At 62.5% G+C, this 26,975-nt stretch carries 25 protein-coding genes and 1 riboswitch; of the genes, 14 read left to right on the top strand and 11 right to left on the bottom strand.

Annotated features, from left to right (window positions below):
- Positions 1–11: 11 nt before the first annotated feature.
- The 4 genes from DKK67_RS18900 to DKK67_RS18885 all read right to left on the bottom strand — a co-directional run bounded on the left by DKK67_RS18900 (position 12) and on the right by DKK67_RS18885 (position 4,526).
- Positions 12–1,976: a dynamin family protein gene (locus DKK67_RS18900; protein ID WP_111498079.1), complete on the bottom strand. Its 1,965-nt coding sequence runs from the start codon at positions 1,974–1,976 to the stop codon at positions 12–14.
- Between the two features lie 309 nt (positions 1,977–2,285).
- The gene (locus DKK67_RS18895) at positions 2,286–2,870 is read right to left on the bottom strand and encodes a YggT family protein (RefSeq protein WP_111498078.1); all 585 of its coding nucleotides are present in this window, start codon (positions 2,868–2,870) and stop codon (positions 2,286–2,288) included.
- Between the two features lie 63 nt (positions 2,871–2,933).
- Positions 2,934–3,770: a pyrroline-5-carboxylate reductase gene (gene proC / locus DKK67_RS18890; protein WP_111498077.1), complete on the bottom strand. Its 837-nt coding sequence runs from the start codon at positions 3,768–3,770 to the stop codon at positions 2,934–2,936.
- A gap of 57 nt (positions 3,771–3,827) precedes the next feature.
- Positions 3,828–4,526 carry a YggS family pyridoxal phosphate-dependent enzyme gene (locus tag DKK67_RS18885; RefSeq protein ID WP_111498076.1) on the bottom strand — a complete coding sequence of 233 codons (699 nt, stop codon included), beginning with the start codon at positions 4,524–4,526 and terminating at the stop codon, positions 3,828–3,830.
- Positions 4,527–4,775: 249 nt separating this feature from the next.
- Here DKK67_RS18885 and DKK67_RS18880 point away from each other — a divergent pair, with 249 nt between their 5' ends.
- The 5 genes from DKK67_RS18880 (at position 4,776) to DKK67_RS18860 (ending at position 10,617) form a co-directional block, all read left to right on the top strand.
- Positions 4,776–5,810, top strand: a complete 1,035-nt coding sequence (locus DKK67_RS18880) for a type IV pilus twitching motility protein PilT (protein WP_111498075.1) — start codon at positions 4,776–4,778, stop codon at positions 5,808–5,810.
- 47 nt (positions 5,811–5,857) lie between these two features.
- Positions 5,858–6,979 (top strand): PilT/PilU family type 4a pilus ATPase, encoded by a 1,122-nt coding sequence (locus DKK67_RS18875; RefSeq protein ID WP_111498074.1) that lies wholly within the window; start codon positions 5,858–5,860, stop codon positions 6,977–6,979.
- A gap of 326 nt (positions 6,980–7,305) precedes the next feature.
- Entirely contained in the window at positions 7,306–8,691 is a 1,386-nt protein-coding gene (locus DKK67_RS18870) for an OmpP1/FadL family transporter (protein WP_111498073.1), read from the top strand.
- Positions 8,692–8,857: 166 nt separating this feature from the next.
- Positions 8,858–9,823, top strand: coding sequence for a FecCD family ABC transporter permease (locus DKK67_RS18865; protein WP_111498072.1), 966 nt, complete (start codon positions 8,858–8,860; stop codon positions 9,821–9,823).
- Entirely contained in the window at positions 9,823–10,617 is a 795-nt protein-coding gene (locus DKK67_RS18860; RefSeq protein WP_111498071.1) for an ABC transporter ATP-binding protein, read from the top strand. The genes DKK67_RS18865 and DKK67_RS18860 overlap by 1 nt, the downstream gene beginning before the upstream one ends.
- A gap of 22 nt (positions 10,618–10,639) precedes the next feature.
- On the opposite strand, the gene DKK67_RS18855 is transcribed toward DKK67_RS18860, so the two are convergent.
- Entirely contained in the window at positions 10,640–11,002 is a 363-nt protein-coding gene (locus tag DKK67_RS18855; RefSeq protein ID WP_111498070.1) for a hypothetical protein, read from the bottom strand.
- A 313-nt stretch (positions 11,003–11,315) separates the two neighbouring features.
- Positions 11,316–11,503, top strand: a riboswitch (cobalamin riboswitch).
- Positions 11,504–11,631: 128 nt separating this feature from the next.
- Between DKK67_RS18855 and DKK67_RS18850 the strand changes: the two genes are divergently transcribed.
- Positions 11,632–13,425, top strand: a complete 1,794-nt coding sequence (locus DKK67_RS18850) for a TonB-dependent receptor domain-containing protein (RefSeq protein ID WP_111498069.1) — start codon at positions 11,632–11,634, stop codon at positions 13,423–13,425.
- A 20-nt stretch (positions 13,426–13,445) separates the two neighbouring features.
- On the opposite strand, the gene polA is transcribed toward DKK67_RS18850, so the two are convergent.
- A complete protein-coding gene (gene polA / locus DKK67_RS18845; RefSeq protein ID WP_111498068.1) occupies positions 13,446–16,160 on the bottom strand; it encodes a DNA polymerase I in 2,715 nt (904 codons plus the stop codon).
- 90 nt (positions 16,161–16,250) lie between these two features.
- On the opposite strand from polA, the gene DKK67_RS18840 reads away from it, so the two are divergent.
- Complete coding sequence (locus DKK67_RS18840) at positions 16,251–16,577, top strand: DUF2782 domain-containing protein (RefSeq protein ID WP_111498067.1); 327 nt, start codon at positions 16,251–16,253, stop codon at positions 16,575–16,577.
- A 3-nt stretch (positions 16,578–16,580) separates the two neighbouring features.
- Here the strand turns inward: DKK67_RS18840 and DKK67_RS22035 are convergent, their stop codons facing one another.
- Positions 16,581–17,021 (bottom strand): fibronectin type III domain-containing protein, encoded by a 441-nt coding sequence (locus DKK67_RS22035; RefSeq protein ID WP_111498066.1) that lies wholly within the window; start codon positions 17,019–17,021, stop codon positions 16,581–16,583.
- A 382-nt stretch (positions 17,022–17,403) separates the two neighbouring features.
- On the opposite strand from DKK67_RS22035, the gene DKK67_RS18830 reads away from it, so the two are divergent.
- A complete protein-coding gene (locus DKK67_RS18830) occupies positions 17,404–17,826 on the top strand; it encodes a hypothetical protein (RefSeq protein ID WP_111498065.1) in 423 nt (140 codons plus the stop codon).
- A 104-nt stretch (positions 17,827–17,930) separates the two neighbouring features.
- Here the strand turns inward: DKK67_RS18830 and DKK67_RS18825 are convergent, their stop codons facing one another.
- Positions 17,931–18,584, bottom strand: coding sequence for a DUF4124 domain-containing protein (locus tag DKK67_RS18825; protein ID WP_111498064.1), 654 nt, complete (start codon positions 18,582–18,584; stop codon positions 17,931–17,933).
- Between the two features lie 97 nt (positions 18,585–18,681).
- A complete protein-coding gene (pyrE, locus tag DKK67_RS18820) occupies positions 18,682–19,320 on the bottom strand; it encodes an orotate phosphoribosyltransferase (RefSeq protein WP_111498063.1) in 639 nt (212 codons plus the stop codon).
- Between the two features lie 81 nt (positions 19,321–19,401).
- Here pyrE and DKK67_RS18815 point away from each other — a divergent pair, with 81 nt between their 5' ends.
- Positions 19,402–20,211 (top strand): exodeoxyribonuclease III, encoded by an 810-nt coding sequence (locus DKK67_RS18815; RefSeq protein WP_111498062.1) that lies wholly within the window; start codon positions 19,402–19,404, stop codon positions 20,209–20,211.
- A 75-nt stretch (positions 20,212–20,286) separates the two neighbouring features.
- Here the strand turns inward: DKK67_RS18815 and rph are convergent, their stop codons facing one another.
- On the bottom strand, positions 20,287–21,003 hold the full coding sequence (gene rph / locus DKK67_RS18810) for a ribonuclease PH (protein WP_111498061.1): 717 nt from the start codon (positions 21,001–21,003) through the stop codon (positions 20,287–20,289).
- Between the two features lie 215 nt (positions 21,004–21,218).
- On the opposite strand from rph, the gene DKK67_RS18805 reads away from it, so the two are divergent.
- The 5 genes from DKK67_RS18805 (at position 21,219) to DKK67_RS18785 (ending at position 26,053) form a co-directional block, all read left to right on the top strand.
- The gene (locus DKK67_RS18805) at positions 21,219–22,085 is read left to right on the top strand and encodes a YicC/YloC family endoribonuclease (RefSeq protein ID WP_111498060.1); all 867 of its coding nucleotides are present in this window, start codon (positions 21,219–21,221) and stop codon (positions 22,083–22,085) included.
- A gap of 140 nt (positions 22,086–22,225) precedes the next feature.
- Positions 22,226–22,873, top strand: coding sequence for a guanylate kinase (gmk, locus tag DKK67_RS18800; RefSeq protein ID WP_111498059.1), 648 nt, complete (start codon positions 22,226–22,228; stop codon positions 22,871–22,873).
- A gap of 87 nt (positions 22,874–22,960) precedes the next feature.
- Entirely contained in the window at positions 22,961–23,173 is a 213-nt protein-coding gene (rpoZ, locus tag DKK67_RS18795; RefSeq protein ID WP_111498058.1) for a DNA-directed RNA polymerase subunit omega, read from the top strand.
- A 202-nt stretch (positions 23,174–23,375) separates the two neighbouring features.
- Complete coding sequence (locus DKK67_RS18790; RefSeq protein WP_111498158.1) at positions 23,376–25,550, top strand: RelA/SpoT family protein; 2,175 nt, start codon at positions 23,376–23,378, stop codon at positions 25,548–25,550.
- A 116-nt stretch (positions 25,551–25,666) separates the two neighbouring features.
- On the top strand, positions 25,667–26,053 hold the full coding sequence (locus DKK67_RS18785; RefSeq protein WP_111498057.1) for a RidA family protein: 387 nt from the start codon (positions 25,667–25,669) through the stop codon (positions 26,051–26,053).
- On the opposite strand, the gene DKK67_RS18780 is transcribed toward DKK67_RS18785, so the two are convergent.
- Positions 26,037–26,909, bottom strand: coding sequence for a sugar nucleotide-binding protein (locus DKK67_RS18780; protein WP_111498056.1), 873 nt, complete (start codon positions 26,907–26,909; stop codon positions 26,037–26,039). The two genes, DKK67_RS18785 and DKK67_RS18780, sit on opposite strands and share 17 nt — an antisense overlap.
- Between the last annotated feature and the right edge of the window lie 66 nt (positions 26,910–26,975).

The raw sequence follows: 26,975 nt of genomic DNA, 5'->3' as shown, positions 1-26,975 counted from the left end.
GCCGTGGTGCGTCAGGCGATGCCGGACAGGTTGACCACTTTTTGCTGGATCAGCGTCGGTGCCGGCTTGCGAATCTGGCGATGCATGCTGTCGGCCAGTTCCAGTTGGCGCTGCAGGTCGGCGATGCTGTCGTTCAACCGCTGACGTTCCTCTTTCAGGGTGCGCTCGTTGCGGACCGAGTCGCGTACCCGGCGGATCTGGTGTTCCAGCAGCTGCTTCTGTTCCATGGAGTACTGCATGATCGGCAGCAGGGCCTCCTGCGGCCAGCGTTCCACGTCGGCGCGGACCCGGTTGTGCAGGGTGCGGGCCTCGCTGACCATGACGTTGAAGAAGCGCCGGATCAGCAGGGTCTGTTCGGTCAGCATGTTCTTCGGGTTGAGGCGGAAGCGGTCCGCTTTCTTGCGCAGCTCGCGGATGGCGATCACATGGCGCCCGGCGCGCAGGGGAATCGGCTCCAGGTGCCGCGCGCGGGTATCTTCGTTGTAGCGCCGGTAGATGGAGTCCACCATCTTCTCGGCCAGGTGGCCTTCGGCCAGCAGGTTGTTGAAGTCGTTCTCCAGCAGCTCGAAGAAATGGTTCATCGCCCGGTTCATGCCGGCGGTGGTCCAGCTCTTGTTGAGCAACTGGCGGACTTTCTCGACGTAGCCCTCGAAGCGCTCCTCGCGCACCAGGTCCTTGAGCATGTCGCCCTGGGACTGCATCAGCCGGCGGCTGGAGCGCAGGGTGATCAGCTTCTTGTAATAGAAGTCGTAGTCGGTCTGGGCTCGGTCGGCCAGGCGCTTGAGCGCTTCCTTGTCGGTGTGGGTTTCGCTGCAGGCCTCCAGCTCCTCGCGCAGGGCGTCGAGGCGGATCTGCATGGCGGCCTGGCTGTTCTGCAGCATGCCCAGCAGGTCGTTGATCAGGCTCTGGGTGATCAGCGCTTCCTTATGCATCAGGATGCGGTGGATGATCAGTTTTTCCAGATCCGGCAGGCAGCTGCGCTCGAACAGGGCGTCGTTTTTCTGCACGCGGGCCAGCAGGCCCTGCTTGGCGGAGACCGGGATCACATCCTCGGGCCGGATGTTGAGGTGATCGGCGGTGTACTCGCGCACCCGGGTGATGGACGCCTCGGTGTGCTCGGGGCCCTGCAGGTCGTCCCAGAGTACGTCGATCTTGTTGAGCACGGCGAAGCGGCCGGCGCGGTGGTCGGCATCTTCGGTGGCGATGTGCTCCTTCCAGATGGTCATGTCGCTGGCGGTGACGCCGGTGTCGGCGCTGAGCAGGAAAATCACCGCGTGGGCATTGGGCAGCATGCTGATGGTCAGCTCGGGCTCGGAGCCCAGGGCGTTCAGGCCCGGGGTGTCGAGGATGCGCAGCCCGCGTTCGAACAGCGGATGGCGAATGCTGATCTGGGCGTTACGCCAGGCCGGAACCAGCACGTAGCCGGGGCGCTTGCGGTCGTGCTCCAGCATGTTCTCTTCGAAGCCCAGATCGCGGGCCTCGCCCGGAGTCACGCTCTTGACCTGCGCCACCTGGGCCAGCGCTTCGCGCATGGCGTCGGGGGAACTGGAATCCAGCTCGATGCGCTGCCAGCGGTCCTGGCGCTTGCGCAGCTGCTGCAGGGAGATGTCTTCGCGGCGGGTCTCGATGGGCAGCAGCAACAGGTAGTCCTTGCCCTCGCTGCGGTCGTAGAACAGTTCGGTCGGGCACATGGTGGTGCGGCCGGCCTGGGAGGGCAGGATGCGCTGGCCGTACTCCGAGAAAAACAGGGCGTTGATCAGCTCGGTCTTGCCCCGGGAATACTCGCCGACGAAGGCGATGGTCAGTTCGTCCTCGATCAGCAGTTCCAGACCGCGCCGGATGCGCTGGCTGACGTCGTCCGAAAACAGGTCGTTGTCCTGCAGCCAGAGACGGTAGCGGGAGATCTGTCGGATCAGTTCCTTCTTCCAGGCGTGGTAGGCCTCCACCTGGTGGGACAAGCTTCCTGTTGCGTGCATCGGGCCAGCCTTTTGCGCTCGGTCAGTTCCTTTAGCCCGCCGGTAACCGGTCGGACCTTTTCTTTTGTCTTGATTTTTCCGTATTTGTCGGGTTACGACATTTCCGGTCTATTGTAGCGATGGTAGGCGATTGGGAAAGATCGGGCCGAGGTCCTGTGGGCTGTCAAGCAACTGATTTGCGTCAGGATATTGGCGGCGCCTGGAGAAACTTCGGAAAATCAGGAGGCTGGAGGTGGGTTTCGGTGTGTAGAAAATTGCGTCATTTTGTAACAGGCCGAGGGGCGGATCGCCCCTCGGCCATGGCGCGCATCAGAGGGCGACGCCGATGTTCCCCAGGCCAACGCCGCGGGCCATGTATTCGATCACGATCGAGACCACGTTGAGCAGCAGGAATACCACGATCGGTGACAGGTCCAGGCCGCCGACAGCCGGCATGACGTTACGCACCGGGCGCATCACCGGCTCAGTGAGCTGGCCGATCAACTGGATGGCCGGATGCGGGCTGCCGGGGGCAATCCAGCTGATGATGACGATGGCCAGCACCGACCAGAAGTAGATCTTGACGATCAGTCCCAGCACGGTCACCGCCGACCACGCCAGCAGCGTCACCGGGTTGAAGGAGGGGACGCCGCCGCTCAGGGCGATCAGGATCAGGAAGAACGTGAGCATCTGGATCAGGACGGCCAACACCAGGGCGGCGCCGTCCACGCCACCCCAGCCCGGAATGATCCGGCGCAGCGGTCGCAGTGGCGGGTTGGTGGCCTTGACCACGAACTGGCTGATCGGGTTGTAGAAGTCGGCCCGGGCCAGTTGCAGCAGGAAGCGCAGCAACACGATGGTGAGATAGAAAGTCGAAAGGATCTGTAACGTCGTAATTACGATCTGCGCCAGCATTTGGGGCTCCGTACTGGGGTTTCGGCGTCAATAATGCGCATGAATGTCGGGATTTTCCAGCGATCAGCCGTCATCTTTGCTGAGTTCGACCGCCAGCTCCTCCGAGCGTTTGAACGCGGCCTGACTGGCTTTCTGCACCAGGGCCCGCAGGTCGCCGTCCTCGAAGGTCTGGATGGCGCGTTCGGTGGTGCCGCCGGGGGACATGACGTTGCGCTTGAGCTGGGCCGGCTCGTCGCTGCCTTGCGCGGCCATCTCGGCGGCGCCGGCCATGGTCTGGATGGCCAGTTTGCGGGCGGTGGCCGCTTCCAGGCCGTTGGCGATGGCCGCTTCTTCCAAGGCTTCCAGGAACAGGAAGCAGTAGGCCGGGCCGCTGCCGGACAGGGCGGTGACGGCATGCAGGAGGGATTCTTCCTCGACCCAGACCGCTTCGCCGATGCCGCCGAAGATGGCGGTTACCGCATCACGCTGTTTGTCCTTGACGTCGTCAGTGGCGAACAGGCCGGCGGCGCCCTTGCCCACCAGTGACGGGGTGTTGGGCATGACCCGCACCAGCGGCAGGCCTCCGCCGAGCCAGCTGTCGAGGGTGGCGCATTCCAGCCCCGCGGCGATGGAGACCATCAGCGGGCGGGTGTTCTGCACCACCGGCGCGATGTCCTGGCAGACGCTGCGCATGACCTGAGGTTTGACGGCGAGCACGATGATGTCCGCCTGCTGGGCGCAGTGCCGGTTGTCGGTGGTGACGCTCACCCCGAAGCGGGTGCGCAGGCCCTGCAGGTGGCTGTCTTCCGGCGCACTGACCCAGATGTTGTCAGCACTGTAGCCGTTCTCGATCATGCCGCCGATGATGGCGCTGGCCATGTTACCGGCCCCGATGAATGCGATCGTCTGGGTCTTGCTCACGCTGGAACTCCGTCAGTCAGGTGGATCATTGGATTGAGATCATAACAGGTTCATCCGTCAGGCGGCGCGGGCCCCGAACAGGGCGGTACCCACACGCACCAGGGTGGCCCCCTCGGCAATGGCCGCCTCCAGGTCACCGCTCATGCCCATGGACAGGGTATCCAGGCCGGCGGCATCGGGATGGGCCTGGCGCAGCCCGGCCAGTTTGTCGGCCAGGGCCCGGAAGCTGGCCCGCAGGTCGGCGTCCGGCTGGTCGGGATCGGGAATGGCCATCAGCCCGCGCAGGCGCAGGTTGGGCAGGGCCAGTACGTCGGCTGCCAGGGCGTCGATGTCCGCCAGGGCGACGCCGGACTTGCTGGCTTCGTCGTCGATGTTGACCTGCAGGCAGATATCGAGCGGCGGTTTGTCCGCGGGGCGCTGCTCGCTGAGCCGCCGGGCGATCTTGAGCCGGTCGACGCTGTGCACCCAGTGGAAATGGCCGGCGATGTCGCGGGTCTTGTTGGACTGGATCGGGCCGATGAAGTGCCACTCGATGTTGTCCAGGTCGGCCAGTGCCGCGACCTTCTCCAGGGCTTCCTGAAGGTAGTTTTCGCCGAAGCAACGTTGTCCCGCCGCATAGGCGGAACGCAGGTCTTCAGGCGGGCGCGTCTTGCTGACGGCGAGCAGCGTGACGCCGCTCTCCGGCCGGCCTGCGGCCATTGTTGCTTTTTGTATGCGTCGGGTTACGCTCCCGAGGTTGTCTGCTATGCTGGCCATTCAAGGAATCTCTGGAACTTCTGGGCACGTTTGTTCGCAATTCTGGCTTGGCATTCCGGGCTTGCGCAAGGCGCTGGATGACGACAGGTCGAGCTGTCGTGGGGTCGCGAAGACCGCTTTCCCTGAGCGGTTGGCTTAGCCGGTTACGCCCCTGGCCCCGGTCACGCCCTTGCCAGGGCACGGGCGGATAAACGGCAAATAGAATACAGAACCCGAACGAATCAAGAAAAAGCCTTCCGAGGAATTCTGATGGATATTACTGAACTCCTGGCCTTCTCGGCGAAACAGGGCGCGTCGGATTTGCACCTGTCTGCCGGGCTGCCTCCCATGATCCGTGTCGACGGGGACGTGCGCCGGATCAACCTGCCCCCCATGGAGCATAAAGAAGTCCATTCGCTGATCTACGACATCATGAACGATAAGCAGCGTAAGGACTACGAAGAATTCCTTGAGACAGACTTTTCCTTTGAGGTTCCCGGCGTCGCCCGTTTCCGGGTTAACGCCTTCAACCAGAATCGCGGCGCCGGCGCCGTGTTCCGGACCATCCCCTCCAAGGTCCTGACCATGGAAGACCTGGGCATGGGGCAGGTGTTCAAGGACATCGCCTCCGTGCCGCGTGGTCTGGTGCTGGTGACCGGGCCCACCGGTTCCGGTAAGTCGACGACCCTGGCGGCGATGCTCGACTACATCAACGATTCCCGCTACGAGCACATCCTCACCATCGAGGATCCGATCGAATTCGTGCACGAATCCAAAAAGTGCCTGCTCAACCAGCGGGAAGTCCACCGCGACACCCTGGGCTTCAACGAAGCGCTGCGTTCGGCCCTGCGGGAAGACCCGGACATCATCCTGGTCGGTGAGCTGCGGGACCTGGAAACCATTCGCCTGGCGCTGACCGCCGCCGAAACCGGTCACCTGGTGTTCGGCACCCTGCACACCACCTCCGCCGCCAAGACCATCGACCGGGTGGTCGACGTGTTCCCGGCGGAAGAGAAGTCCATGGTCCGCTCGATGCTGTCCGAATCCCTGCAGGCGGTGGTGTCCCAGGCCCTGATGAAGAAAGTGGGCGGTGGTCGTGTCGCGGCCCACGAAATCATGATCGGCACCTCGGCGATCCGGAACCTGATCCGTGAGGACAAGGTGGCGCAGATGTACTCCGCCATCCAGACCGGCGGCTCCCTGGGGATGCAGACCCTGGACCAGTGCCTGCTGAAGATGCTCCAGAAAGGTTTGATCACGCGGGAAGCGGCGCGGTCGAAAGCCAAGATGCCGGATAACTTCTGACGCACCGCTGAGTCGGTGCCGGGAACCAGAACAAGACAGGTGAACTGATGGAATTCGAAAAACTGCTGCGGCTGATGGTGGAGAAGGGGGGATCGGACCTCTTTATCACGGCGGGGGTGCCGCCCAGCATGAAGGTCAACGGCAAGGTGCTGCCGGTGACCAAGAACGCGCTGACGCCGGAACAGACCCGTGAACTGGTCTACGGCGCGATGAACGACAAGCAGCGCGCGGAGTTCGAGGAAACCCACGAGTGCAACTTCGCCATCAGTGCCCGCGGCATCGGCCGTTTCCGGGTCAGCGCCTTCTTCCAGCGCAACCTGTGCGGCATGGTGCTGCGTCGCATCGAGGTGAAGATCCCGCAGATCGACGACCTGTCGCTGCCGGACGTCATCAAGGATCTGGCCATGACCAAGCGCGGCCTGATCATTTTCGTGGGGGCCACCGGTACCGGTAAGTCTACATCCCTGGCGGCGATGATCGGCCACCGCAACCGCAACTCCCGGGGCCACATCATTTCCATCGAGGACCCGATCGAATTCGTCCACCAGCACCAGGGTTGCATCGTCACCCAGCGCGAGGTGGGGATCGACACGGAGAGCTTCGAGGTCGCCCTGAAGAACACCCTGCGGCAGGCGCCGGATGTGATCCTGATCGGTGAGGTGCGGACCAAGCAGACCATGGAGTACGCGGTGCAGTTCGCGGAAACCGGTCACCTGTGCCTGGCCACCCTGCACGCCAACAACGCCAACCAGGCGCTGGACCGGATCATCCAGTTCTTCAATCCCGAGCAGCACAACCAGATCTGGATGGACCTGTCCCTCAACCTCAAGGCCATCGTGGCCCAGCAGCTGATTCCCACGCCGGACGGCAAGGGGCGGCGCGCGGTCATCGAAGTGCTGATCAACAGCCCGCTGGCCCAGGACATGATCCGCAAGGGCGAGGTGCACAAGCTCAAGGAACTGATGTCCAAGTCCACGGAAGGCGGCATGCAGACCTTCGACCAGGCGCTGTACCGGCTCTATGCCGAGGGCTCGATCACCTACGAAGACGCCCTGGCGCATGCCGACTCCGCCAACGATCTGCGTCTGATGATCAAGCTGGGGGCCGATGCCACCGATTCCGACGCACTGTCGTCCACTGTCGACAAGCTCTCGATCCAGAACGATTAAGTGTCTTTGCCTGGGCGTGGCGGGGTGCTGCCACGCCCGGTTTTCCTTCCTGCTTTTCTGGCGGTTCCCATTTCTTGTTTCTGTCTCACCTTCCGCGCGGATCGGAGCCCGTGGTTGTGCCGAAGGCATGCCGTGCGTCGCTCCGGCCAGTAGTCATACGGTCTATTCATACGCCCCTTTCATACGCTCTTTTTAAAATTGGCATGAAACCTGGGCGGCATATTATTGAATTGCAAAGCTAATCAATGAAATTAGCATTTGAGGCCAGTCCATACACCCCTGTATACTCCGCCGGTCACAAGACTTACGGCGGAGATATAACAATCATGAGCTATAACAAGACACTATCACGCGCCATGCTGGCGACCATCCTGTGCGCCCCGGCGGCTTCCTTTGCGGGCGGTTTTTCCCTTAACGAGCTGAGCGCCAGCGCCATGGGTGTGGCTAACGCGGGTACCGCGGCCAACCCCGAGAACGCAACCACCGTCTACTACAATCCGGCCGGCATGAGCCAGCTGTCCGGCACCAATATTTCCTTCGGTGCGGCGGTCCTGGACATCGATGCAGAAGCCAAGGACGGTTCCACCAGCGCGACGGATTCCGTAGGCCAGCCGGTCAGTGGTAGCGAAGGCGGCGACATCGCCGACCTGTCCGTACTGCCCAATTTCTTTGTAACCCACGAGGTCAACGATCGCGTTGACGTAGGCTTCGGTATTCACGCGCCGTATGGCCTGGCTGCCGATTACGACAACGACTTCACCGGTCGTTATTTTGCTGACAAGACCGAGATCACCGTGATCTCCTTCAGCCCGACCCTGTCCGTTAACAACGGCGAAGGTCTGTCCATGGGCGTGAGCTTCAACGTCCTGTATGCCGACGGCAAGCTGACCAAGTATCAGGAATACAGTGCAACCGAAGCGCAGCTGGCGGCCGCGGGTATGCCGGTGACTCTTTCTGACGGCTACTTCAAGGCGGAAGGCGACGACATTGCGACCAACTTCACCGTTGGCCTGCTGTATGAGCTGAACGACCGGACCCAGTTTGGTATCACCGGTCGTACCGCCACCACCCTGAAACTGAAGGGTGATGCGACGCTGACCAACTTCCCGGATGCCGCCACGCTTACCACCGGCACGGCCGAGGAAGACGCCGTCGTACCTGTCGACATTCCTGCCAGCGTCACCCTGGGTGCCCGTCACAAGCTGACCGACAGCGTGACCCTGCTGGCCGGTGCCACCTGGGCCGAGTGGAGCGACTTCGAGGCGCTCGACGTTGTCAGCCGTGAGGAAAACGGCGCGATCTCCTCCGTGTCGGGTGCCGCCAAGTACGGTGACAGCGATATCATCGGTCACGTCTCTGAGAACTGGAACGACACCTGGCAGTTCAACGTGGGTGCCATCTGGCAGGCCACGCCGCACTGGGCTTTCAAGACCGGCTACGCCTACGACCAGTCCCCGGTGGACGAGGACTTCCGTACCGCGCGGGTGCCGTCTGACGACCGTCACTGGCTGTCCCTGGGCACGCAGTGGAAAGACGATCAGAGTGGCTGGACTGTGGATGTGGCTGCCGGCATGCTGCTGTTTGACGACGTTGACGTGGACGAGCAGGAATACACCGTCGACGACGAGCCGGCTCCGGGCGCTGCCAGCTACAATGGCACCTACGAGCTGGACGCCTGGAACGCGGCCATTCAGGTCAGCAAGGCGTTCTGATCCCGCTCGAATTCCTGCGTGGACTGCGGTCCGCGCGGGACGCTTTTCGGTCCGGCCGTTCAGGCCGGACCTTCATGCTCTACCCGCCTCTCGATTGACTACCCACGCCTTAACCCCTTGCCATCCCGCCGCTATACTCGTGTTCCTTTCATGAACCGGGTGATTCGTGCGGCATTCAACGATCTGGCTTCCAACGCTGCTGTTGCTCAACCTGCTGGTCTTCGGTCTGGCGCTGGGCTGGGGATCCATTGCAATCGATCCGCTGCAGGTCTTTGCCGGCGAGCTGCCGGACTGGCAGTCCACTATTCTCATGGAGCTGCGCCTGCCCCGCGCCGTCACGGCGTTTGCCGTCGGCGGTATGCTGGCCCTGGCTGGCGTGCTGATGCAGGTGCTGTTGCGCAACCCACTGGCTGAACCCTATGTGCTGGGCATTTCCGGTGGGGCGGCCGTAGCGGCCCTGGGCGCCATCACCCTGGGATTGGGCGGCTGGTGGGTTTCCGGCAGTGCGTTTGTGGGCAGCCTGGCCAGCATGCTGCTGGTGTTCCTGCTGGGTGGTCGCATGGGCTATGGCCGGGGCGATCGGTTGTTGCTTACCGGTGTCGTGATTGCTGCCGGCTGGGGTGCCTGTATCAGTCTTCTGTTGGTGCTGGGGCCGGATCAGTCCCTGCGCGGCATGCTGTTCTGGCTGATGGGGGACCTGTCCCGGCCGGAAACGCCCTGGTGGGCGCTGCTGGTGCTGGCGTTGGCGCTGGCGGCGGCCTGGTTCATGGCGCCGGCGCTGGATCTTCTGGCTCGTGGCGATGAACAGGCCGCGGTCCTGGGTGTGGAAACCCGCCGCCTGCGGGGTGTCTGCTACCTGACGGCGTCGTTTCTGACCGCCTGTGCGGTAACGCTGGCCGGCCCCGTCGGGTTCGTCGGGCTGGTGGTGCCACACCTGATGCGGCAGTGGCTGGGGGCTGGTCACCGCGCGTTGGCCCCGGCCAGCCTGTTGGCCGGGGGTGCCTTGCTGATGCTGGCCGATACGGCTGCCCGCTCACTGATAGCGCCACGGCAGCTGCCGGTCGGTGTGTTGACGGCGGCGGTTGGCGTGCCGCTTTTCCTCTACCTGCTGCAACGCCGGGGGACCCGCTGATGCCCTCCTTGCAGTTGGACGGCCTGACTTTTGGTCGTGGCGACCGGGCCCTGGCGGAGCCGCTTGATCTGCAGGCCGAAGGCGGCGAAGTCTGGGCCATCCTGGGGGAGAACGGTGTCGGCAAATCCTCGCTGCTGCTGACTCTGGCTGGTCTGCTGCCGGTGTTGGCGGGACGGGTGTTTGTCGATGGCGTGGACATCCGGCGCTGCCCGCGCAAAGTGCTGGCGCGTCGCGTTGGTCTGTTGCTGCAGCAGTCGCCGATGGATTTTCCGTTTACCGTAACCGAAGCCGTAGGGGCCGGCCGTTACGCGCACCGACCGGGCTGGCAGGCGCTGGGAGCGAATGATCAGGTCATCATCCGCCAGGCGTTGGCGAGCTGTGGGCTGGAAGGTCTGGCGGAGGCTCGGGTCGACCGCCTGTCCGGCGGCGAACAGCGCCGGGTGGCCATGGCAACCCTGCTGACCCAGGCCCCCGGCGTCCTGTTGCTGGACGAGCCGGTGAACCACCTGGATCTCCGCCACCAGGCGGAACTGATGGCAACCCTGTGTGCGCTGGCGCGGGAGCAGCGGCGGTTAGTGGTCATGACCGTTCACGACATCAACCTGGCGGCACGCTACGCCGACCGGGTCCTGTTACTGTATCCCGACGGTCACCACGATGCCGGTTCGGCGTCTGAAATGCTGTCGTCGGAGCGCCTGCAGCGGGTCTACAGCTATCCGGTCGAGCGGGTCGGCGAGGGCGGGGACAGCTTCTGGCGGCCCGCGCCGCGATGGACTCCCGACCCGGTGGATTGAACGCGCCGTCGGCGTGCCGCGATCAGGCGGGCACTTCCATTTTGCGGCCCCGGTAGGTGATGGTGCGGGTCTTGCTGCTGCTGGCCGGTTCCTCTTTCTTGGCCGCCGCGGCCGGCTCCGCCAACTCCTGGCCGCGGTAATTGCGCGGCTTGTCGTCGTCCTGCTCGGCCAGATCCGGAACCTGTTTCTTGAGCTCTTCCCAGGCATTGTTCAGGTGGCTGGAGCGGGACTGCCTGGCGTAGGACGCCAACTGGTCCTCCAGGTCGTTGTCGGTCAGGTGAAGCTTAACGCCGAATTCCGCCAGGATCAGTCGGCGGCACTGGTGGACGAGTTTGAGGAGTCCGCGATCCAGTAGCCAACTGCGTTCTGCTGCTAGCGTCGTCATTGTCGTACCTCATTTCAAAGCGCTCTTGCGTCTGGACGGTCCCGAGCCTGTGGGGGGATCAGAGCGTGCGCGTTATCGACCCTGAATATTAAGCTAAAAATGTGCCTATCGTTAAAATCCTGAAATAAAAGGCGAAAACATCAGCTTTGCACGGAGTTGCGCACCGCCATGACGCATCACGGGTTCTGTCTGCACCGTTGTGGTGAGTTCGGCGGGCGTGCAGGGGAATGAGAAAATCCGGGAAAATGCGTTGACCCGGTGAGCCAGTCCTCCTAAAGTCCCGGCAAGTTCGGTGACGCCTGCGTCACCGGCGTCAATTGGCAGGCGGTGCTCGCACGGCGAGTGAAACGGGAAACTGGTGCAAACCCAGTGCTGCCCCCGCAACGGTAAATTCCTCTGCAGCAGCAAGGCCACTGGACCTCCGGTCCGGGAAGGCGCTGCCGGCCCCCGATCCCCGGGGAAGGAATGAGTCCGGAGACCGGCCACCTGCTTCCCGGCAGGGATCTCTCTGATCCTGGCCGGTGCATGCGGTGCTGCGGAGGGCGTCACCGGTGGTTGCCCATCCCGTAACCGCGCGTCCTCCGTCCACCGGCTTCGACTGAACCGGATGCGAACCCAGGACGCTCTCTGTGAACAAGCCCTTTTCCCTGGCCGCCGGCCTGATGACCGGCTGTCTTGCCGCCCCGCTCAACGCGGATATCCTCAATCCCCTTGTGGTGACCGCGACCCGGACCGCGCAAACGGCCGACGAGGTGAACGCCTCGGTGACGGTCATCAGCCGGCAGGACATCCAGCGCAGCACGGCCAGCAGCATCGAGGACCTGTTGCGCGGTGTTCCCGGCGTGACCGTGTCCCAGAGTGGTGGTGCCGGCAAGCAGTCCAGCGTGTTCATGCGGGGTTCGAACTCCGATCACGTGCTGGTGCTGGTGGACGGCCTGAAAGTCGGCGGTGCAACGGCGGGCACGGCCCAGTTGGAAAACATTCCCCTGGCGCTGGTGGATCGCATCGAAGTGGTGCGTGGTCCGCGCTCCAGCCTCTACGGCTCCGAGGCCATCGGTGGGGTGATCCAGATCTTCACGCGCCGGGGCACGCCGGAGCCGGAAGCCATTTCGGAAGTCAGCGCCGGTACCGAGGGCACCTCGCGCCTGACCCAGCACTTCTCGGGCCGCACCGGCGATACGGCCTACAGTCTGTCGGCGTCGATGTATGAGACCGACGGTGTGGATTCCCAGCCGGTCAGCAACCAGCGCGATGACGACGGTTTCGAGAGCCAGTCGTTCAGCGCCAGCGTGGATCAGCGCGTCAATGATCGGTTGTCGCTCGGCCTCAACGCGATGCACGCCCAGGGCGAGAACGATTACGACAGCGTTTTCGGTACAGCCGATCAGCGCTACTGGAACGAGTTCGTGCAGCAGTCCGGGCGGGTTTTCGCCGATTTTGCCGCCAGCGACGATGTCACCCTGCACGCCCAGATCGGCTACGGGCGCGAGGACAACGACAACTTCATCGACCAGGCGGATTACTTCGACTATGAAACCCGGCGCCGCCAGTACCTGGTTCAATCCGATGCCTACCTCACTGGCCACCAGTTGCTGACCGTGGGCGTCGAGCGGGTTGAAGAGCGGGTGGAGGCCTCGACGGCCTACACGGAAGACGCTCGCTACAACAACGCGGTGTTTGGTCAGTGGCAGACCGTCGATCAGCCGCTGCATGTGGAGACGTCGCTGCGCTACGACAACAACCAGGCCTACGGCGACGAGACCACCGGGGCGGTATCGGTGGGCTACCAGCTGACGCCTGCGCTAAAGCCCTACGTCAGCTACGGCACCGGCTTCAAGGCGCCCAATTTCAACGATCTGTATTCGCCGTTTGGCGCCAATCCGGACCTGGACGCGGAAACCTCGGAAACCTACGAAGTGGGGCTCAAGGGCAGTGTCGGACGTCTGTCCTACGAGTGGGCGGCCTATCGCACCAACTTCGATGACCTGATCCAGCTGGACGCCTTGTTCATTCCCTACAACACGGAGTCGGCCACGGCGGAAGGTACGGAACTGAGCGTCATCTACCGGGGCGGTGACTGGCGGCTGGAAATGGGTGCCGGCTATACCCGCGCCACCGACGACGACACCGGCGATGCCCTGGCCCGGCGACCCAAGTGGAACGGGCGCCTGGCGGGAACAAAAACGTTCGGGCCGCTGGAAGCGAGCCTGGAATGGCTGGGGCGGACGGATTCGGTGGATACGGCGGCGGACAGCGACATTCCCGGTTATGGGATGACCAACCTGACGCTGGCCTATGCCGCGACCGACCGCCTCGACCTGACGCTCAAAGGGCGCAACCTGCTCGACCAGGAGGCGGTCACCGTGGCCGGATACTCTGGCCAGCAACGGGCGTTGCTGGCCTCCCTGCGTTACAGTTACTGAACGCAGCCGGGGCGAGGTCGCTAGTGCGCCTCGTCCCAGTTGTCGCCGACACCGGCTTCCACCAGCAGCGGCACCTTGAGGTCGGCGGCGGCTGACATGCGATCGGTGAGGCCCTTGATGACGTCGTCCAGGGCCGACTCCTTCACTTCCAGGATCAGTTCGTCGTGGACCTGCATGACCATGCGGGCGTCCCTGGCGTGCTGGTCCAGCAGCCAGTTCTCCACCGTCACCATTGCTTTCTTGATGATGTCCGCCGCGGTGCCCTGCATGGGGGCGTTGATTGCGGTGCGCTCGGCGGCCTGCTGCATCTGCTTGTTCTTGGCGTTGATCTCCGGCAGGTACAGGCGACGGCCGAACAGGGTTTCCACGTAACCGTCGTCGTGGGCCTGCTTGCGGATGTCGTCCATGTACTGGCGAACACCGGGGTAGCGGTGGAAATAGAGGTCGATGTACTCCTGGGCGAGCTTGCGCTCCACGCCCAGCTGGCGCGACAGACCGAAGGCGGACATGCCGTAGATCAGGCCGAAGTTGATGGCCTTGGCGCTGCGGCGCTGGTCGGACGTGACCTTGTCCACCGTGGTGTCGAAGACCTCGGCGGCGGTGGCCTTGTGGATGTCCTTGCCCTCGGCGAAAGCCTTGAGCAGCCCCTCGTCGCCGGACAGGTGCGCCATGATGCGCAGCTCGATCTGGGAATAGTCCGCCGCCACCAGCTTGTAGCCCTCCGGCGCGATGAACGCCTGGCGAATGCGCCGGCCCTCGTGGGTGCGGATGGGAATGTTCTGCAGGTTGGGCTCGGAGGACGACAGGCGCCCGGTGGCCGCCACCGCCTGGTGATAGGAGGTGTGCACCCGGTTGTCGCGGGCGCTGATCATCTCCGGCAGGCGATCGGTGTAGGTGGACTTGAGCTTGCTCAGGCTGCGGTGCTCCAGGATCAGGTGCGGCAGCTTGTAGTCGTGGGCCAGTTCCTGCAGCACCGGCTCGGCGGTGGAGGGCGCGCCCTTGGGCGTCTTCTTGATCACCGGCAGCCCCAGCTTCTCGTAGAAGATGGCCTGCAACTGCTTGGGGGATCCCAGGTTGAAGGTTTCACCGGCCTCATCGTGGGCGGCCTTCTCCAGCTCCGCCATACGCTCGGCCAGCTCCTGGCTGTGGCGCTTGAGCGTGCCGGCGTCGATCATCACACCGCGCTGCTCCATGCGCGACAGCACCGGTACCAGCGGCAGGTCGATGTCGGTGTAGACGCTTTCCAGCTTGCCTTCCCTGGCCAGGCGCGGGCGCAAGGCCTGATGCAGGCGCAGGGTGATGTCCGCGTCCTCGGCGGCGTAGGGGCCGGCCTGTTCCAGATCGATCTGGTTGAAGGTGAGCTGTTTGGCGCCCTTGCCGGCAATGGATTCGAACGAGATGGTGGCTTCCCCCAGGTACTTCAGGGCCAGGCTGTCCATGTCGTGGCGTGAGGCGGTGGAGTTGAGCACGTAGGACTCCAGCATGGTGTCCTCGGCGATGCCTTCCAGGGAAATGCCGTGGTTGGCCAGCACGTTCTTGTCGTACTTCAGGTTCTGGCCGACTTTCCTGAGCCTGGGATCTTCCAGCAGCGGTTTGAGCTGCTCCAGCACGGCCTCCCGGTCGAGTTGGTCCGGCGCGCCCATGTAGTCGTGGCCGAAGGGCACGTAGATCGCTTCACCCGCTTCGATGGCGAAGGACACCCCTACGACTTCCGCCTGACTGTAGTTGAGGCTGGTGGTTTCGGTGTCGAAGGCAAACAGATCCGCCTTTTTCAGGCGCTTGACCCAGTCGTCCAGCTCCGCCTGTTCGGTGACCACGCTGTAGTGTTTCTCGGGAATGTCGGGGGTGCTGTCGTCCTCGGTGTCCGCCGGGGCGTCGTCGCTCAGCTCGGCGATCCAGGTCTTGAATTCGTACTCGCGGAACAGGGCCAGCAGTTTGTCGTTATCCGCGTCATCGGGTTTAACGTCCTGGATGCCGAATGCCAGCTCCACATCCGTTTTGATGGTGGCCAGCTCCTTGCTCAGCGGCAGTTGCTCCACAGCGTTGCGCAGGTTCTCGCCGATCTTGCCCTTGACCTCGTCCGCGTGCTCGACGAGATTCTCCAGCGTTTCGTACTGCTCCAGCCATTTGACCGCGGTCTTGGGGCCACACTTTTCCACACCGGGGATGTTGTCCACCTTGTCGCCCACCAGAGCCAGGTAGTCGATGATCTGCTCCGGGGTGATGCCGAACTTGTCCTTCACGCCGTCCCGGTCCATGGCGGTTTCGGTCATGGTGTTGATCAGGGTGACGTGCTCGCTGACCAGCTGCGCCATGTCCTTGTCGCCGGTGGAGATCACCACATCAACGCCCTTGTCGGTGGCCTCGCAGGCGAGGGTGCCGATCACGTCGTCCGCCTCCACATCGGGGACGATCAGCAGCGGCAGGCCCATGGCGCGCACGATCTCGTGGATGGGCGCGATCTGGGTGGCCAGGTCTTCCGGCATGGGCGGACGGTTGGCCTTGTACTCTTCATACAGTTCATGGCGGAACGTCTTGCCCTTGGCGTCGAAGACCACCACGACCTTGGAGCCGGGGTAGTCCTGGTCGAGCCGGCGCAGCATACTGATGACGCCCTTGATGGCGCCGGTGGGCTGACCCTTACTGGTGGTCAGCGGCGGCAGGGCGTGGAAGGCGCGGAAAAGGTAGGAGGATCCGTCGACGAGGACGACCGGTGGCGTCTGCTTCTGGCTCATAGGGGCTGGTATCCGGAATCAGGTTGTCTAGTGCCCTGGGATGTGTAAATCTCAGAGAACAATCAAGGATTTCAGGATGCCAAGGTTAACATGAAAAAAACGATCCCCCTCGTGATTGCATTGGTGATCGCATCGTTCAGCCTGACAGCGGCCGCCCAGGAAGACGGCGCGTCGTCGTCCGCCCCGGTGCGGGCGTCTGAATACCAGGCCGCGTCTCCGGACGAACCCCAGGTGGTGATTCGTCCAGGCAAGGAAGCCACCTACTACGAGTACCGCGTGAACGGCCAGCTCAGGGAAATCCGGGTGGAGCCCAAGGTGGGCCCCGTCTACTACCTGGTTCCGGCCGACGGCGGTGGCTTCATCCGGCAGGACGGCTCCCAGCTCGTGGTGCCCAAATGGGTCCTGTTCCGCTGGTAGCGATCAGATCACGCTGACCGAGATTACCTCGGAACGCTGGCTTTCCAACCCGTCGGTGTCCAGGGTGGTCACGGAGAACTCGTACTGCCCCGGCTCGAAAGCCTTTAAGGGGTATTGGGTTCTGTCCGAGCCGCTTACCTTGATGGAGCGGTAGCCACTCTGGTGCTTGAGCTTGTAGTAAATCCGATAGCCGCTGATTTCCCCCACATACAGTTTACTGCCGTCAGCCCGGGTGGCGGGCGCCGTCCAGCGCAGTTTGGAAGAGACTGTGGCCTCGCTGGCTGCAGAACTTCCGCTTGATCCCGAATTCGACGTGCTGTCCGAGGTTTTGCTGGAGCTGTCGGAAGATGACCCGCCGCCGTTGCAGCCGGCAAGCAGGAGCGTGACAGAAATAAAGCACAGGGCGAGGACGTGCCGGGCCCGGCAAGGATTTGAATAGGACATTGATATACCTGACGTTTCTCTAATAGATGATGGCTCGCTTTAGCGAGTTCTTTTTAGAGAGGCACAGCGGAGTAGGCTCCATCCTCACAAGTCCTTTGCCGCCTCATTATGCGAATGAGATTGAGACTCACAAGTGAACATTTCGTCAGTTTTTTTATGATATGGAGTCACGTTTCTTGCAGGGTCTCCGGGGTTTTTTCGGAAAAAGCTTTGGTGACAAATAACTAGGGCGTACCGGTTGTCTCGGCGGTCGAATGGAACCCTAGTATGAATATTCTAATTTTTGCGATTAACGTCCGTGGTGTTATCCGGAAAAGGCGTCGGGCACGCCTCCGTCAATCTCTCAATCAATCTGCAGTCAAAGCAATGGAGAGGCACCACAATGGGTAAACTGAAAAGCTATCAGGAACAGATTCAGGAGATGGTCGAGAAGGGCATTAATGCGGCGGAAGAGCGTCAGAAGAAGCTGTCGTCCAAGCCGTTCGAATATGCCGAAAAGCTGGAATCCGAAGCCCGCGAGTACAGCGTCAAGTCGCTGCGCAAGCGTTACGACGGCTACAGCGAGAACCTGTTCGAGCAGCTTCGCAGCCTGAACAGCCGTTTCGGTAACTTTGCGTCGGAAATGGTGGCCAGGGTCGAGAAGGAAACCGCAGAGGGCGCCGAAGCGGTGTCCGAGGCCGCGGACGAAGTGTCCGATCAGGCCAAGTCGGTGAAGAAATCCGCCACTTCAACGGCGAAGAAGTCGACCAGCACGGCCCGTAAGAGCACCGCACGCAAGTCGACCTCGACCACCACCTCCGCCTGATCGCCGAGTGGGTTGACCAAAACAGAAAGGGTCGCTTCGGCGACCCTTTTTAGTACCTGCTTGCCTTTATACCCGTGTGCCGCGAGTGCGACTCCGGCTCCGGCTTATTCCGTCGCGCGGGTCTCCGCGGTGTGCAGTTCGACGGTGCGGGATTCCCCGGTGATTTGTTCCAGGCGCTGGATCTTGGCCTCGTAGGATTCGCGGATTTTGGCGGTTTCCTGATCCTGCTTGTTGATCTCCTGCTCCAGCTCGCGTTTCTGGGACTGCAGTCGTTCAATGCGGGTTTTCAGGTTATCCGGAATCTTGCGTCCGGCCCGTTCCAGGTCCGCTGCCTTGCCCTGCTGTTCCTCCAGTTGACTGTCGATCACAGCGATGTTGCCGCGCTTGAGCTGCACCAGGCTGTGGCGTTCCTGCAGCTTGCGGTTCAGGGCGCGCACGGCATCGTCCGGATGGCTGTAGATGCGCAGCAGCTCTTCGTCCGCCTCCCGCTGGCGTTCAGCCGCCTGTTTGCGCTGCTCGGCCTGGGCGCGGGCTTTCAGCTCCTCTTCCGTTGGTGCCGGAGGCACCACTTTGACCACGCGACCCTGGGAGTTGAGGACTTCGTAGCCGTGTTTCGTGGCGTCGGACGGCACAGTGTTGCTCATCACCATGCGGCCGTTGTCGTCCTTGTAGCGATACATGGTCGATGCCAGCGCCGACGAAGCGCCGAAAACGCCGCAAAAGAGGAGTGCAAAGGTTAGGGAGGAGGCGTGTCTCATAGACTGCTTGGTCACCGTTTGGTTGGCCTCGGCTGAGCATAGCGGGCGAATTGCCGGCCTGGCAACAGGCCGTGCCCGGCGAAGCCCTGAATTGCGATCAGATGCCGAATTCCTCGCGGTAGGTCGCTACTTTGCGCGCGTTCTCCTGGAAATCCGGACGATCCGCCAGATAACTGATTACCTGGTCCAGCTGGATGATGCTTGTGACCGGCAGCTTGTAATCCCGTTCCACTTCCTGGATGGCCGACAGCTCACTCTGGCCCCGCTCCTGACGATCCAGGGCGATCAGTACGCCCGCAGGCTCGGCGCCGGCTTCGTGAATGATGTCGATGGACTCGCGGATCGCGGTCCCGGCGGTGATGACGTCGTCAATGATCAGCACTTTGCCCTTTAATGGTGCGCCGACAATGTTACCGCCCTCTCCGTGATCTTTTTTCTCTTTCCGGTTGAACGCGTAGGGCCGGTCGTCGCCGGTTTCCGCCAGGGACATCGCCGTCGCTGCGGCCAACGGTATGCCCTTATAGGCAGGTCCGAAAAGAATGTCATAATTCAGGCCGCTATTTTGCAGGGCAGACGCATAGGCACGCCCGAGCTGAAGCAAATCCGACCCCGTATTGAACAGGCCTGCATTGAAGAAGTAGGGACTCTTGCGTCCGGACTTGAGGGTGAACTCCCCAAAACGGAGGACGTCCCGACGGATGGCAAATTCGATGAAATCGCGTTGATAGTCGTGCATGGCAAGGTATCTGGAAGGGTTGGATTCTTTCAAAAAGGCGTAAAAACGGTATCATACACACAAACGTTTCAGGGAACATCTATGCGGGTAGTATCGATCAGCGTCAACGGCCTGGCACAGGCGATTGACCGTGGTTTTTTTGACTGGCTGGCGGGCCAGGATGCAGACGTGGTCTGTGTCCAGGATCATCGCATGCGGGTCTACGAATTCGACGATCCCCGCTATGTCCCCGAAGGCTACGAAGCGTATTTCATCGACGGCGAGGAAACCGAGTACGGCGGCGTCGGTATCTATACCCGTCACTTCCCGAAAGCCATCATCTACGGTTTCGGCAACGAGATCTCCGACCGCGAGGGCCGCTTCATCCAGGCGGACTTCGACAAGGTCAGTGTGGCCTCGGTGCTGGCCCCCAACGCGCTGGGCCGTGAGGAAGAGTTGCTGGGCGACGGCAACGACCTGACCATGCTGGATCACAAGGACGCCTTCATGGAAGGCTACGGCCAGCACATGCAGAAGACCCTGCGCAAGCGCCGGCAGTTCATCTTTGGTGCCAACCTGCAGACCGCGCATCATGTGACCGACACCAGTCCCCGTTACCACAAACTGGACGTGTCCGGTTTTCTGCCCCATGAGAGGGCATGGCTGGACCGCCTGTTCGACGAGCTGGGCGCGGTTGATGCGTTCCGCGAGGTCAACAAGGACGGCGACCAGTTCACCTGGTGGCCTGAGTGGGCCGAAGGCTGGCGTCAGCACGCCGGCTGGCGCACCGATTACCAACTGGCCACGCCGGGCATCCGCAAGACGATCCAGAATGCCTGGATCGATGACGAGACCCGCTTCTCCGACCACGCGCCGCTGATCATCGATTACGACATCGACATCGGTTTCTGATCCGGCGTCGAGTCGGCGGATCCTCCAAAAGAAAAGGCCAGCGTTTGCTGGCCTTTTTGCGTTCCGGAGCCGGGTTTATTCGGCCAGGGCGGCGTTCTGCAGCTCAAACAGGTGGTTGATGCCCTGTTTGGCGAGCGACAGCATGCTGTCGAGTTCGTCCTGGGCGAAGGGGGCGCCTTCCGCCGTGCCCTGGATTTCAATGAAACCGCCCTGGTCGGTCATGATGACGTTCATGTCGGTTTCCGCCGCCGAGTCTTCCGGGTAGTCCAGGTCCACCACGGTGGTGCCTTCGTAGACGCCCACAGAGATGGCGCCGACCATCTGTACCAGCGGCGTGGCCTTCAGGCGGCCTTCCTTGACCAGGTGATTGAGCGCGTCCACCAGAGCCACACAGCCGCCGGTGATCGCCGCGGTGCGGGTGCCGCCGTCGGCCTGGATGACGTCACAATCGATGGTGATGGTGTGCTCGCCCAGTTTGGTCAGGTCCACGGCCGCGCGCAGTGAGCGACCGATCAGGCGCTGGATTTCCACGGTGCGTCCGCCCTGCTTGCCACGGGCGGCTTCACGGCCCATCCGGCTGCCCGTCGAACGCGGCAGCATGCCGTATTCGGCGGTGATCCAGCCTTTGCCACTGCCTTTGAGGAAGCGGGGTACGTTGTTGTCGACGGAAGCCGTGCAAATGACTTTGGTATCGCCGAATTCGATCAGGACCGAGCCTTCCGCGTGCTTGGTGTAGTTGCGTGTGATGCGGATGTCACGAGTCTGTTCTGGAGCGCGTCCACTGGGTCGCATAGCGATTCCTGTACTGATTGGGTGGAGGGTGTTGGCCGGCCATCGCCGGGAGGCGGACCGGTCCCGTGAAATAGCCGTTCAGTGTAACATGGAGGAACCAGGATGGCGTCGGTGGCTCGACGTTCGGGCAAGTGTGGTGCCGGATGCCCGTTTCCTGTCCATTTCACGAACAGGGCACTAGAATACAGCCATTCCAACGACAGGCCGGAGTTCACATGATCAGGAGTATGACCGCGTTCGCGCGCAAGGACACCGAAGGAGAGTGGGGCAGCCTCACCTGTGAAATCCGTGCGGTCAACCATCGTTACCTGGAGCCGGCGTTTCGCCTGCCAGAGCCGCTGCGGGAACTGGAGAACGGCTTCCGGGAAACCCTGCGCAAGCGGCTGGGCCGTGGCAAGGTGGAGATCGGGCTGCGTCTGCAACTGACGGACGACGCCACCGGTGGCCTCACGGTGAACCAGGCCCTGGCCGAAGAGCTCAACGACGCGGCCAACCACATCAACCGCATCCTCGATAACCCGGCCCACATTAATGCGCTGGATATCCTGCGCTGGCCCGGTGTGCTGCAGTCCGGCGAGCGCGACCTGGAGCCGGTCAAGGAAGCGGCGCAGGCCCTGTTTGCCGAGACCGTGGACGAGCTGGTCGGCGTCCGCGAGCGCGAAGGTGAGCGCCTGCGTCCGCTGTTCGAGGAGCGGCTGCAGGAGATCACGGATTCGGTCAGTCAGGTTCGCAAGCGCATGCCCGAATTGCTTGAGCAGCAGTCCGACAGTCTGCGCGAGCGTTTCGAGGCGGCGAAGGTGGAACTGGACCCGGACCGCCTGGCCCAGGAAATGGTCGTGCTGGCGCAGAAGTCCGACGTGGCCGAAGAGCTGGACCGGCTCGATACCCACGTCAGCGAAGTGCGCCAGACCCTGTCCGGCGACAAGCCCATTGGTCGCCGCCTGGATTTTCTGATGCAGGAGCTGAACCGCGAGGCCAATACCCTGAGCAGTAAGTCGATCGACGCGGAAGTCACCCGCGTGGCGGTCGACCTCAAGGTCCTGATTGAGCAGATGCGCGAGCAGGTGCAGAACCTGGAGTAAGCCATTTCGCTGCCGGTGGGTGCCGGATCGCGGCAATCTCCGTATAATGCGGCGCCTGTTATCCATGAAACCCCTATGACAACGAAGCCGCGGACGCATGCGCCGGCGGCTTCGAAGCGAAATTTCCGGAGTTGTACGTCATGAGTCAGGTCGCAGAGAAGGGCACCCTATATGTGATTTCTGCGCCGTCCGGTGCCGGCAAGACCAGCCTGGTGGCTGAGATGCTGGCCCGGGACAGCAAACTGGGCGTGTCCGTGTCCCATACCACGCGGCCCATGCGCCCGGGCGAGCAGGATGGCGTGAACTACCACTTCACCAGCCGCGACGAGTTTGAGGCGATGATCGGCCGCGACGATTTCCTGGAGCACGCCGATGTTTTCGGCAACTACTACGGCACCTCCCAGGTGTGGGTGGAAGAGACCCTGGACAAGGGGCAGGACGTGATCCTCGAGATCGACTGGCAGGGCGCCGTACAGGTCCGCCGACAGTTGCCGGATTGCGTCAGCATCTTCATTGTGCCGCCGTCGCCGGAAGCCCTGCGGGACCGCCTGACTGGCCGTGGCCAGGACGAGCCGGCGGTCATCGAGCGGCGTCTGCGGGAAGCGGCGGAAGAATGCAGCCACGCCCTGGAATTCGACTACCTGGTGGTCAACGATGCCTTCGAGGTGGCCCTGGAAGAGCTGCTTTCGATCGTCCGTACCCAGCGCCTGCGGGTCGAGAACCAGGAGCGGCGCCACGCCGATCTGCTGGCGGCGCTGGTTTCCGGTGGTTCGGCGTATACAAATTGAGCATTTCCATTTATACTGCGCGGTCTGCTTCGGGGCGGCTCCGCCCGGCCGGGCAACCAGTTATCCAATTACTTTTTCGGGGAAGTTATGGCACGAGTCACTGTTGAAGACTGTCTGGATCACGTCGATAACCGTTTTGAGCTGGTTATGCTGGCGACCAAACGGGCTCGTCAGATTTCAACCAAGGGCCACGAGCCGATGGTTCCTGAGGAAAACGATAAGCCAACCGTTCTGGCCCTGCGCGAAATCGCCGAGGGCAAGGTCGACAACGCTTTGGTCGAGCAGGACGACGACGAGTAAGCGTCTCCGCTTCAGCCCCGTCAGTACGGGGCTTGCGGCTAATGCCGCATTGAAATCTGCGCCACGGCTCTTATAGTAGGAGTTGAGGGGCTGCTTCAGGCAGCTCCGGCAGGGCAAAGGAAGACCCGGGTGTGACTGCATTCGGGTTTTTTTGTCGGTGATTCATTCGGACCTGGCGGTCCATGTCGTCTCCGGAGGCGCAGTGTCAGCAGAGGCTCCAGCGCTTACATCCGTCGAAACACTGGCGGATCAGCTGAGTACCTACCTTGACCGGCCCCGCATCAATCAGGTGCGGCGGGCCTACTATTACGCCGAGCAGGCCCACGAAGGCCAGATGCGCCGTTCCGGCGAAGCCTACATTACTCATCCGCTGGCGGTGGCCGGCATCCTGGCGGACATGAAGCTCGATCACCAGAGCCTGATGGCGGCCATGCTGCATGACGTCATCGAGGATACCGGCATTCCCAAGGACGCCCTGTCCGAACAGTTCGGGGAACCGGTGGCGGACCTGGTGGACGGTGTCTCCAAGCTGACCCAGATCGAATTCCGCTCCCGCGCCGAAGCCCAGGCCGAGAACTTCCAGAAGATGACCCTGGCCATGGCCCGGGACATCCGCGTGATCCTGGTGAAGCTGGCGGACCGCCTGCACAACATGCGCACACTCGGGCACATGTCCTACGAAAAGCGCCAGCGTATTGCGACCGAGACACTGGACATCTACGCGCCGATCGCCAACCGTCTGGGCATGCACACCCTGTGTACCGAGCTGGAGGACCTGGGCTTCTCCTTCCTGTATCCAATGCGTTCGCGCTACATCTCCAAGGCGGTGGAGACCCTCCGTGGCAGTCATCGTGAGATTATCGAGGAGATCCGCGGCAGGCTCGAGGAAAAGCTGCATGAGCGCGGCCTGCCAGGGCGAATCATGGGGCGCGAGAAGCACTTGAACAGCATCTACAACAAGATGAAGTTCAAGCACAAATCCTTCCATGAAATCATGGATGTCTACGCCTTCCGCATCATCACCGACTCCACCGACGACTGTTACCGCATCCTCGGCGCCGTTCACAGCCTCTACAAACCCCTTCCCGGACGCTTCAAGGACTACATTGCCATGCCCAAGGCCAATGGCTACCAGTCCCTGCACACGACGCTGTTCGGTATGCACGTGAACATCGAGATCCAGATCCGTACCGAGGAGATGGAGCACATCGCCAACAACGGGATCGCCGCCCACTGGCTCTACAAGAACGACAACTCGTCGGTGCTGGAGGTCAGCCAGCGGCGGGTGGATCGCTGGGTCAAGGGCCTGATGGAGATGCGCGAGCGGGCCGATGATTCGCTGGAATTCATCGAGCACGTCAAGGTCGACCTGTTCCCGGACGAGATCTACGTGTTCACGCCCAAGGGCAAGATCCTGGAGCTGCCCGGCGGCGCCACGCCCATCGATTTCGCCTACGCCATCCACACCGATATCGGCAACGCCTGCGTCGCCTGCCGCATCAACCGCAACCTGGGCTCGCTGAGCCAGCCGCTGCAGAGTGGCCAGACGGTGGAAATCATCACTGCGCCGGGCGCCCGCCCCAATCCGGCCTGGCTGGGTTTCGTGGTGACCGGCAAGGCGCGCAGCAGCATCCGTCATTTCCTCAAGTACCAGAAGAAGGCGGAATCCCTGGAATTGGGCAAGACGCTGCTCAAGAAATCCCTGGCCGGTTTTGGCCACAAGCTGGGGGACATCGACGACTCCCAGCGTCAGCGGGTGTGCAAGCATAATCAGGTGGGCAGTTTTGACGACCTGCTCAGCGATATCGGTCTGGGCAACCGCATGGCCTATATCGTGGCGCGGCAACTGGTGTCCGACCCGGGCGGGGATGGCCAGCAGCCCGATCACGACGGCTTCGATGTGGTCAACCTGCATCCCTCCGGCGCCGGTCGCGGCACCATGACCATCCAGGGCACCGAAGGCCTGGTGATCCGTTTCGCCGGCTGCTGCAAGCCGATCCCGGGCGATCCGGTGGTGGGCGTCATGGAGTCCGGCACCGGCATGGTTATCCACAGCGACACGTGCCGCAAACTGCCGGAGAAGGGTGCCGACGGTTCGCCGCTGATGCACCTGAAGTGGGCCAAGGACATCACCGACGAGTTCTCGGTAGAGCTTCGGGTGGAGCTGGAGCGCCAGCGGGGTGTCATCGCCGAGGTGGCCAGTGCCGTGTCCATGGCCGACGGCAATATCGAGCGGATCAACGTGGAAGAGCAGAATGCGCGCCTGAGCATCGTCAGCCTGGTGGTCCACGTCAACGGGCGTCGTCATCTGGCCCGGGTCATGCGCCGGGTGCGCAACATCCGCGCGGTAACGCACATTGCCAGGGTCCGCCACTGACCCCTTCGCTTGCCGCCGTGGACAGCGGTTGACAGGAGCGCCTGATCCCGGTGAGGATCTCCGTTTTTCATTAGAAAAGTCCCGCCTCAGGCGGGGTTGTGAGGGCTTTGAAGACGATGACCAATAAATCCGTAATCCAGACCGAAAACGCGCCGGCGGCGATCGGCACCTATTCCCAGGCGGTCAAGGCGGGCGATACCGTTTACCTGTCCGGCCAGATCCCGCTTGATCCGGAGACCATGGACGTGGTCAGCGGCGACATCAGCGTCAGCATCCGCCGGGTGTTCGACAACCTGGCCGCGGTATGCGAGGCGTCCGGCGGCCAGTTGCAGGACATCGTCAAGCTGAACATCTACCTGACCGATCTGGGTAACTTTGGCACCGTCAACGAAATCATGGCCACCTATTTCCAGGAGCCCTATCCGGCCCGGGCCGCCATCGGCGTGGCCGCGCTGCCCAAGGGCGTGCCGGTGGAAATGGACGCGGTCATGGTGCTGAGCTGAGTTCGCGCAGCATCTCCCCGTAGCCTTCCCGATAGCCGGGATAGCGGAACTCGAAACCGCTGTCCCGCAAGCGTCGGTTGCTGATGCGCTTGCTGCCGGCGCGGGCGCCCCGGCTCGCCTCGCCCTGCGGCGGATCACATGGTACTTGCTGGCGAATCCAGTCAACGATCTCATCGATACGCACCGGCTCGCAGTCGCTGCCCAGGTAGCGGGGTTCCAGCGGGTTGCCCTGCAGCGACTGACGGATCAGGTGGGCCGCGGCGGCGGCGGCGTCGTCTTCATGAATCCGGTTAGTGAAGGGCCCCGGTGAGGGCGGGTGAATCTTGCCCGACAGCACCGACTGCAGGAAACGGCGGCGGGTGGGGCCGTAGATCCCGCTGAAACGGATCACCGTCGACGGCCAGGGACTGTCGTGTACCAGGCGTTCGCCTTCCAGCAACCGCTGTCCGCTGAACTTCTCCGGTTCCGTGGGGCTGTCTTCGTCGACCCAGCCGTCGTCGTTCTGGTGGTAGACGCCGGTGCTGGAGACAAACAGCAGCCGGTTCAGCGTCTGGCCGCGCGTCCGCAGTGCCCGGATCAGGTTGCCCAGCCCGGTCACGAACGCGTCCCGGTAGCCGGCATCGTCGTACTGGTTGGGCGTCAGGCAGTAGACGACGGCATCGAGGTCGTCGGGCAACTGTTCCTCCAGAATATCCTCTTCGAGCAGATCGCCGGGCACCGGGATAATATCCCGCGTCAGGGTGTCTACATTGCGTTTGAGACCATAGACCACGGCGTCTGCGGCCAGGTTTACAGCGATGCGGCTGCCCAGGGCACCGCAACCGGCCACAAGAATACGTGGTTCACTGATTGCCATAGTCAATTTCAATCCCTATTCTGTTACTCATTAAAACGCTGTCCTGATCGAGAGCCCAGATTGTCC

Origin of the sequence: Marinobacter bohaiensis, assembly GCF_003258515.1 — a bacterium.
Lineage (GTDB): Bacteria > Pseudomonadota > Gammaproteobacteria > Pseudomonadales > Oleiphilaceae > Marinobacter_A > Marinobacter_A bohaiensis.
The sequence above is the reverse complement of the archived record's forward strand: the minus strand, read 5'-3'. Positions and strand labels throughout refer to the sequence as shown.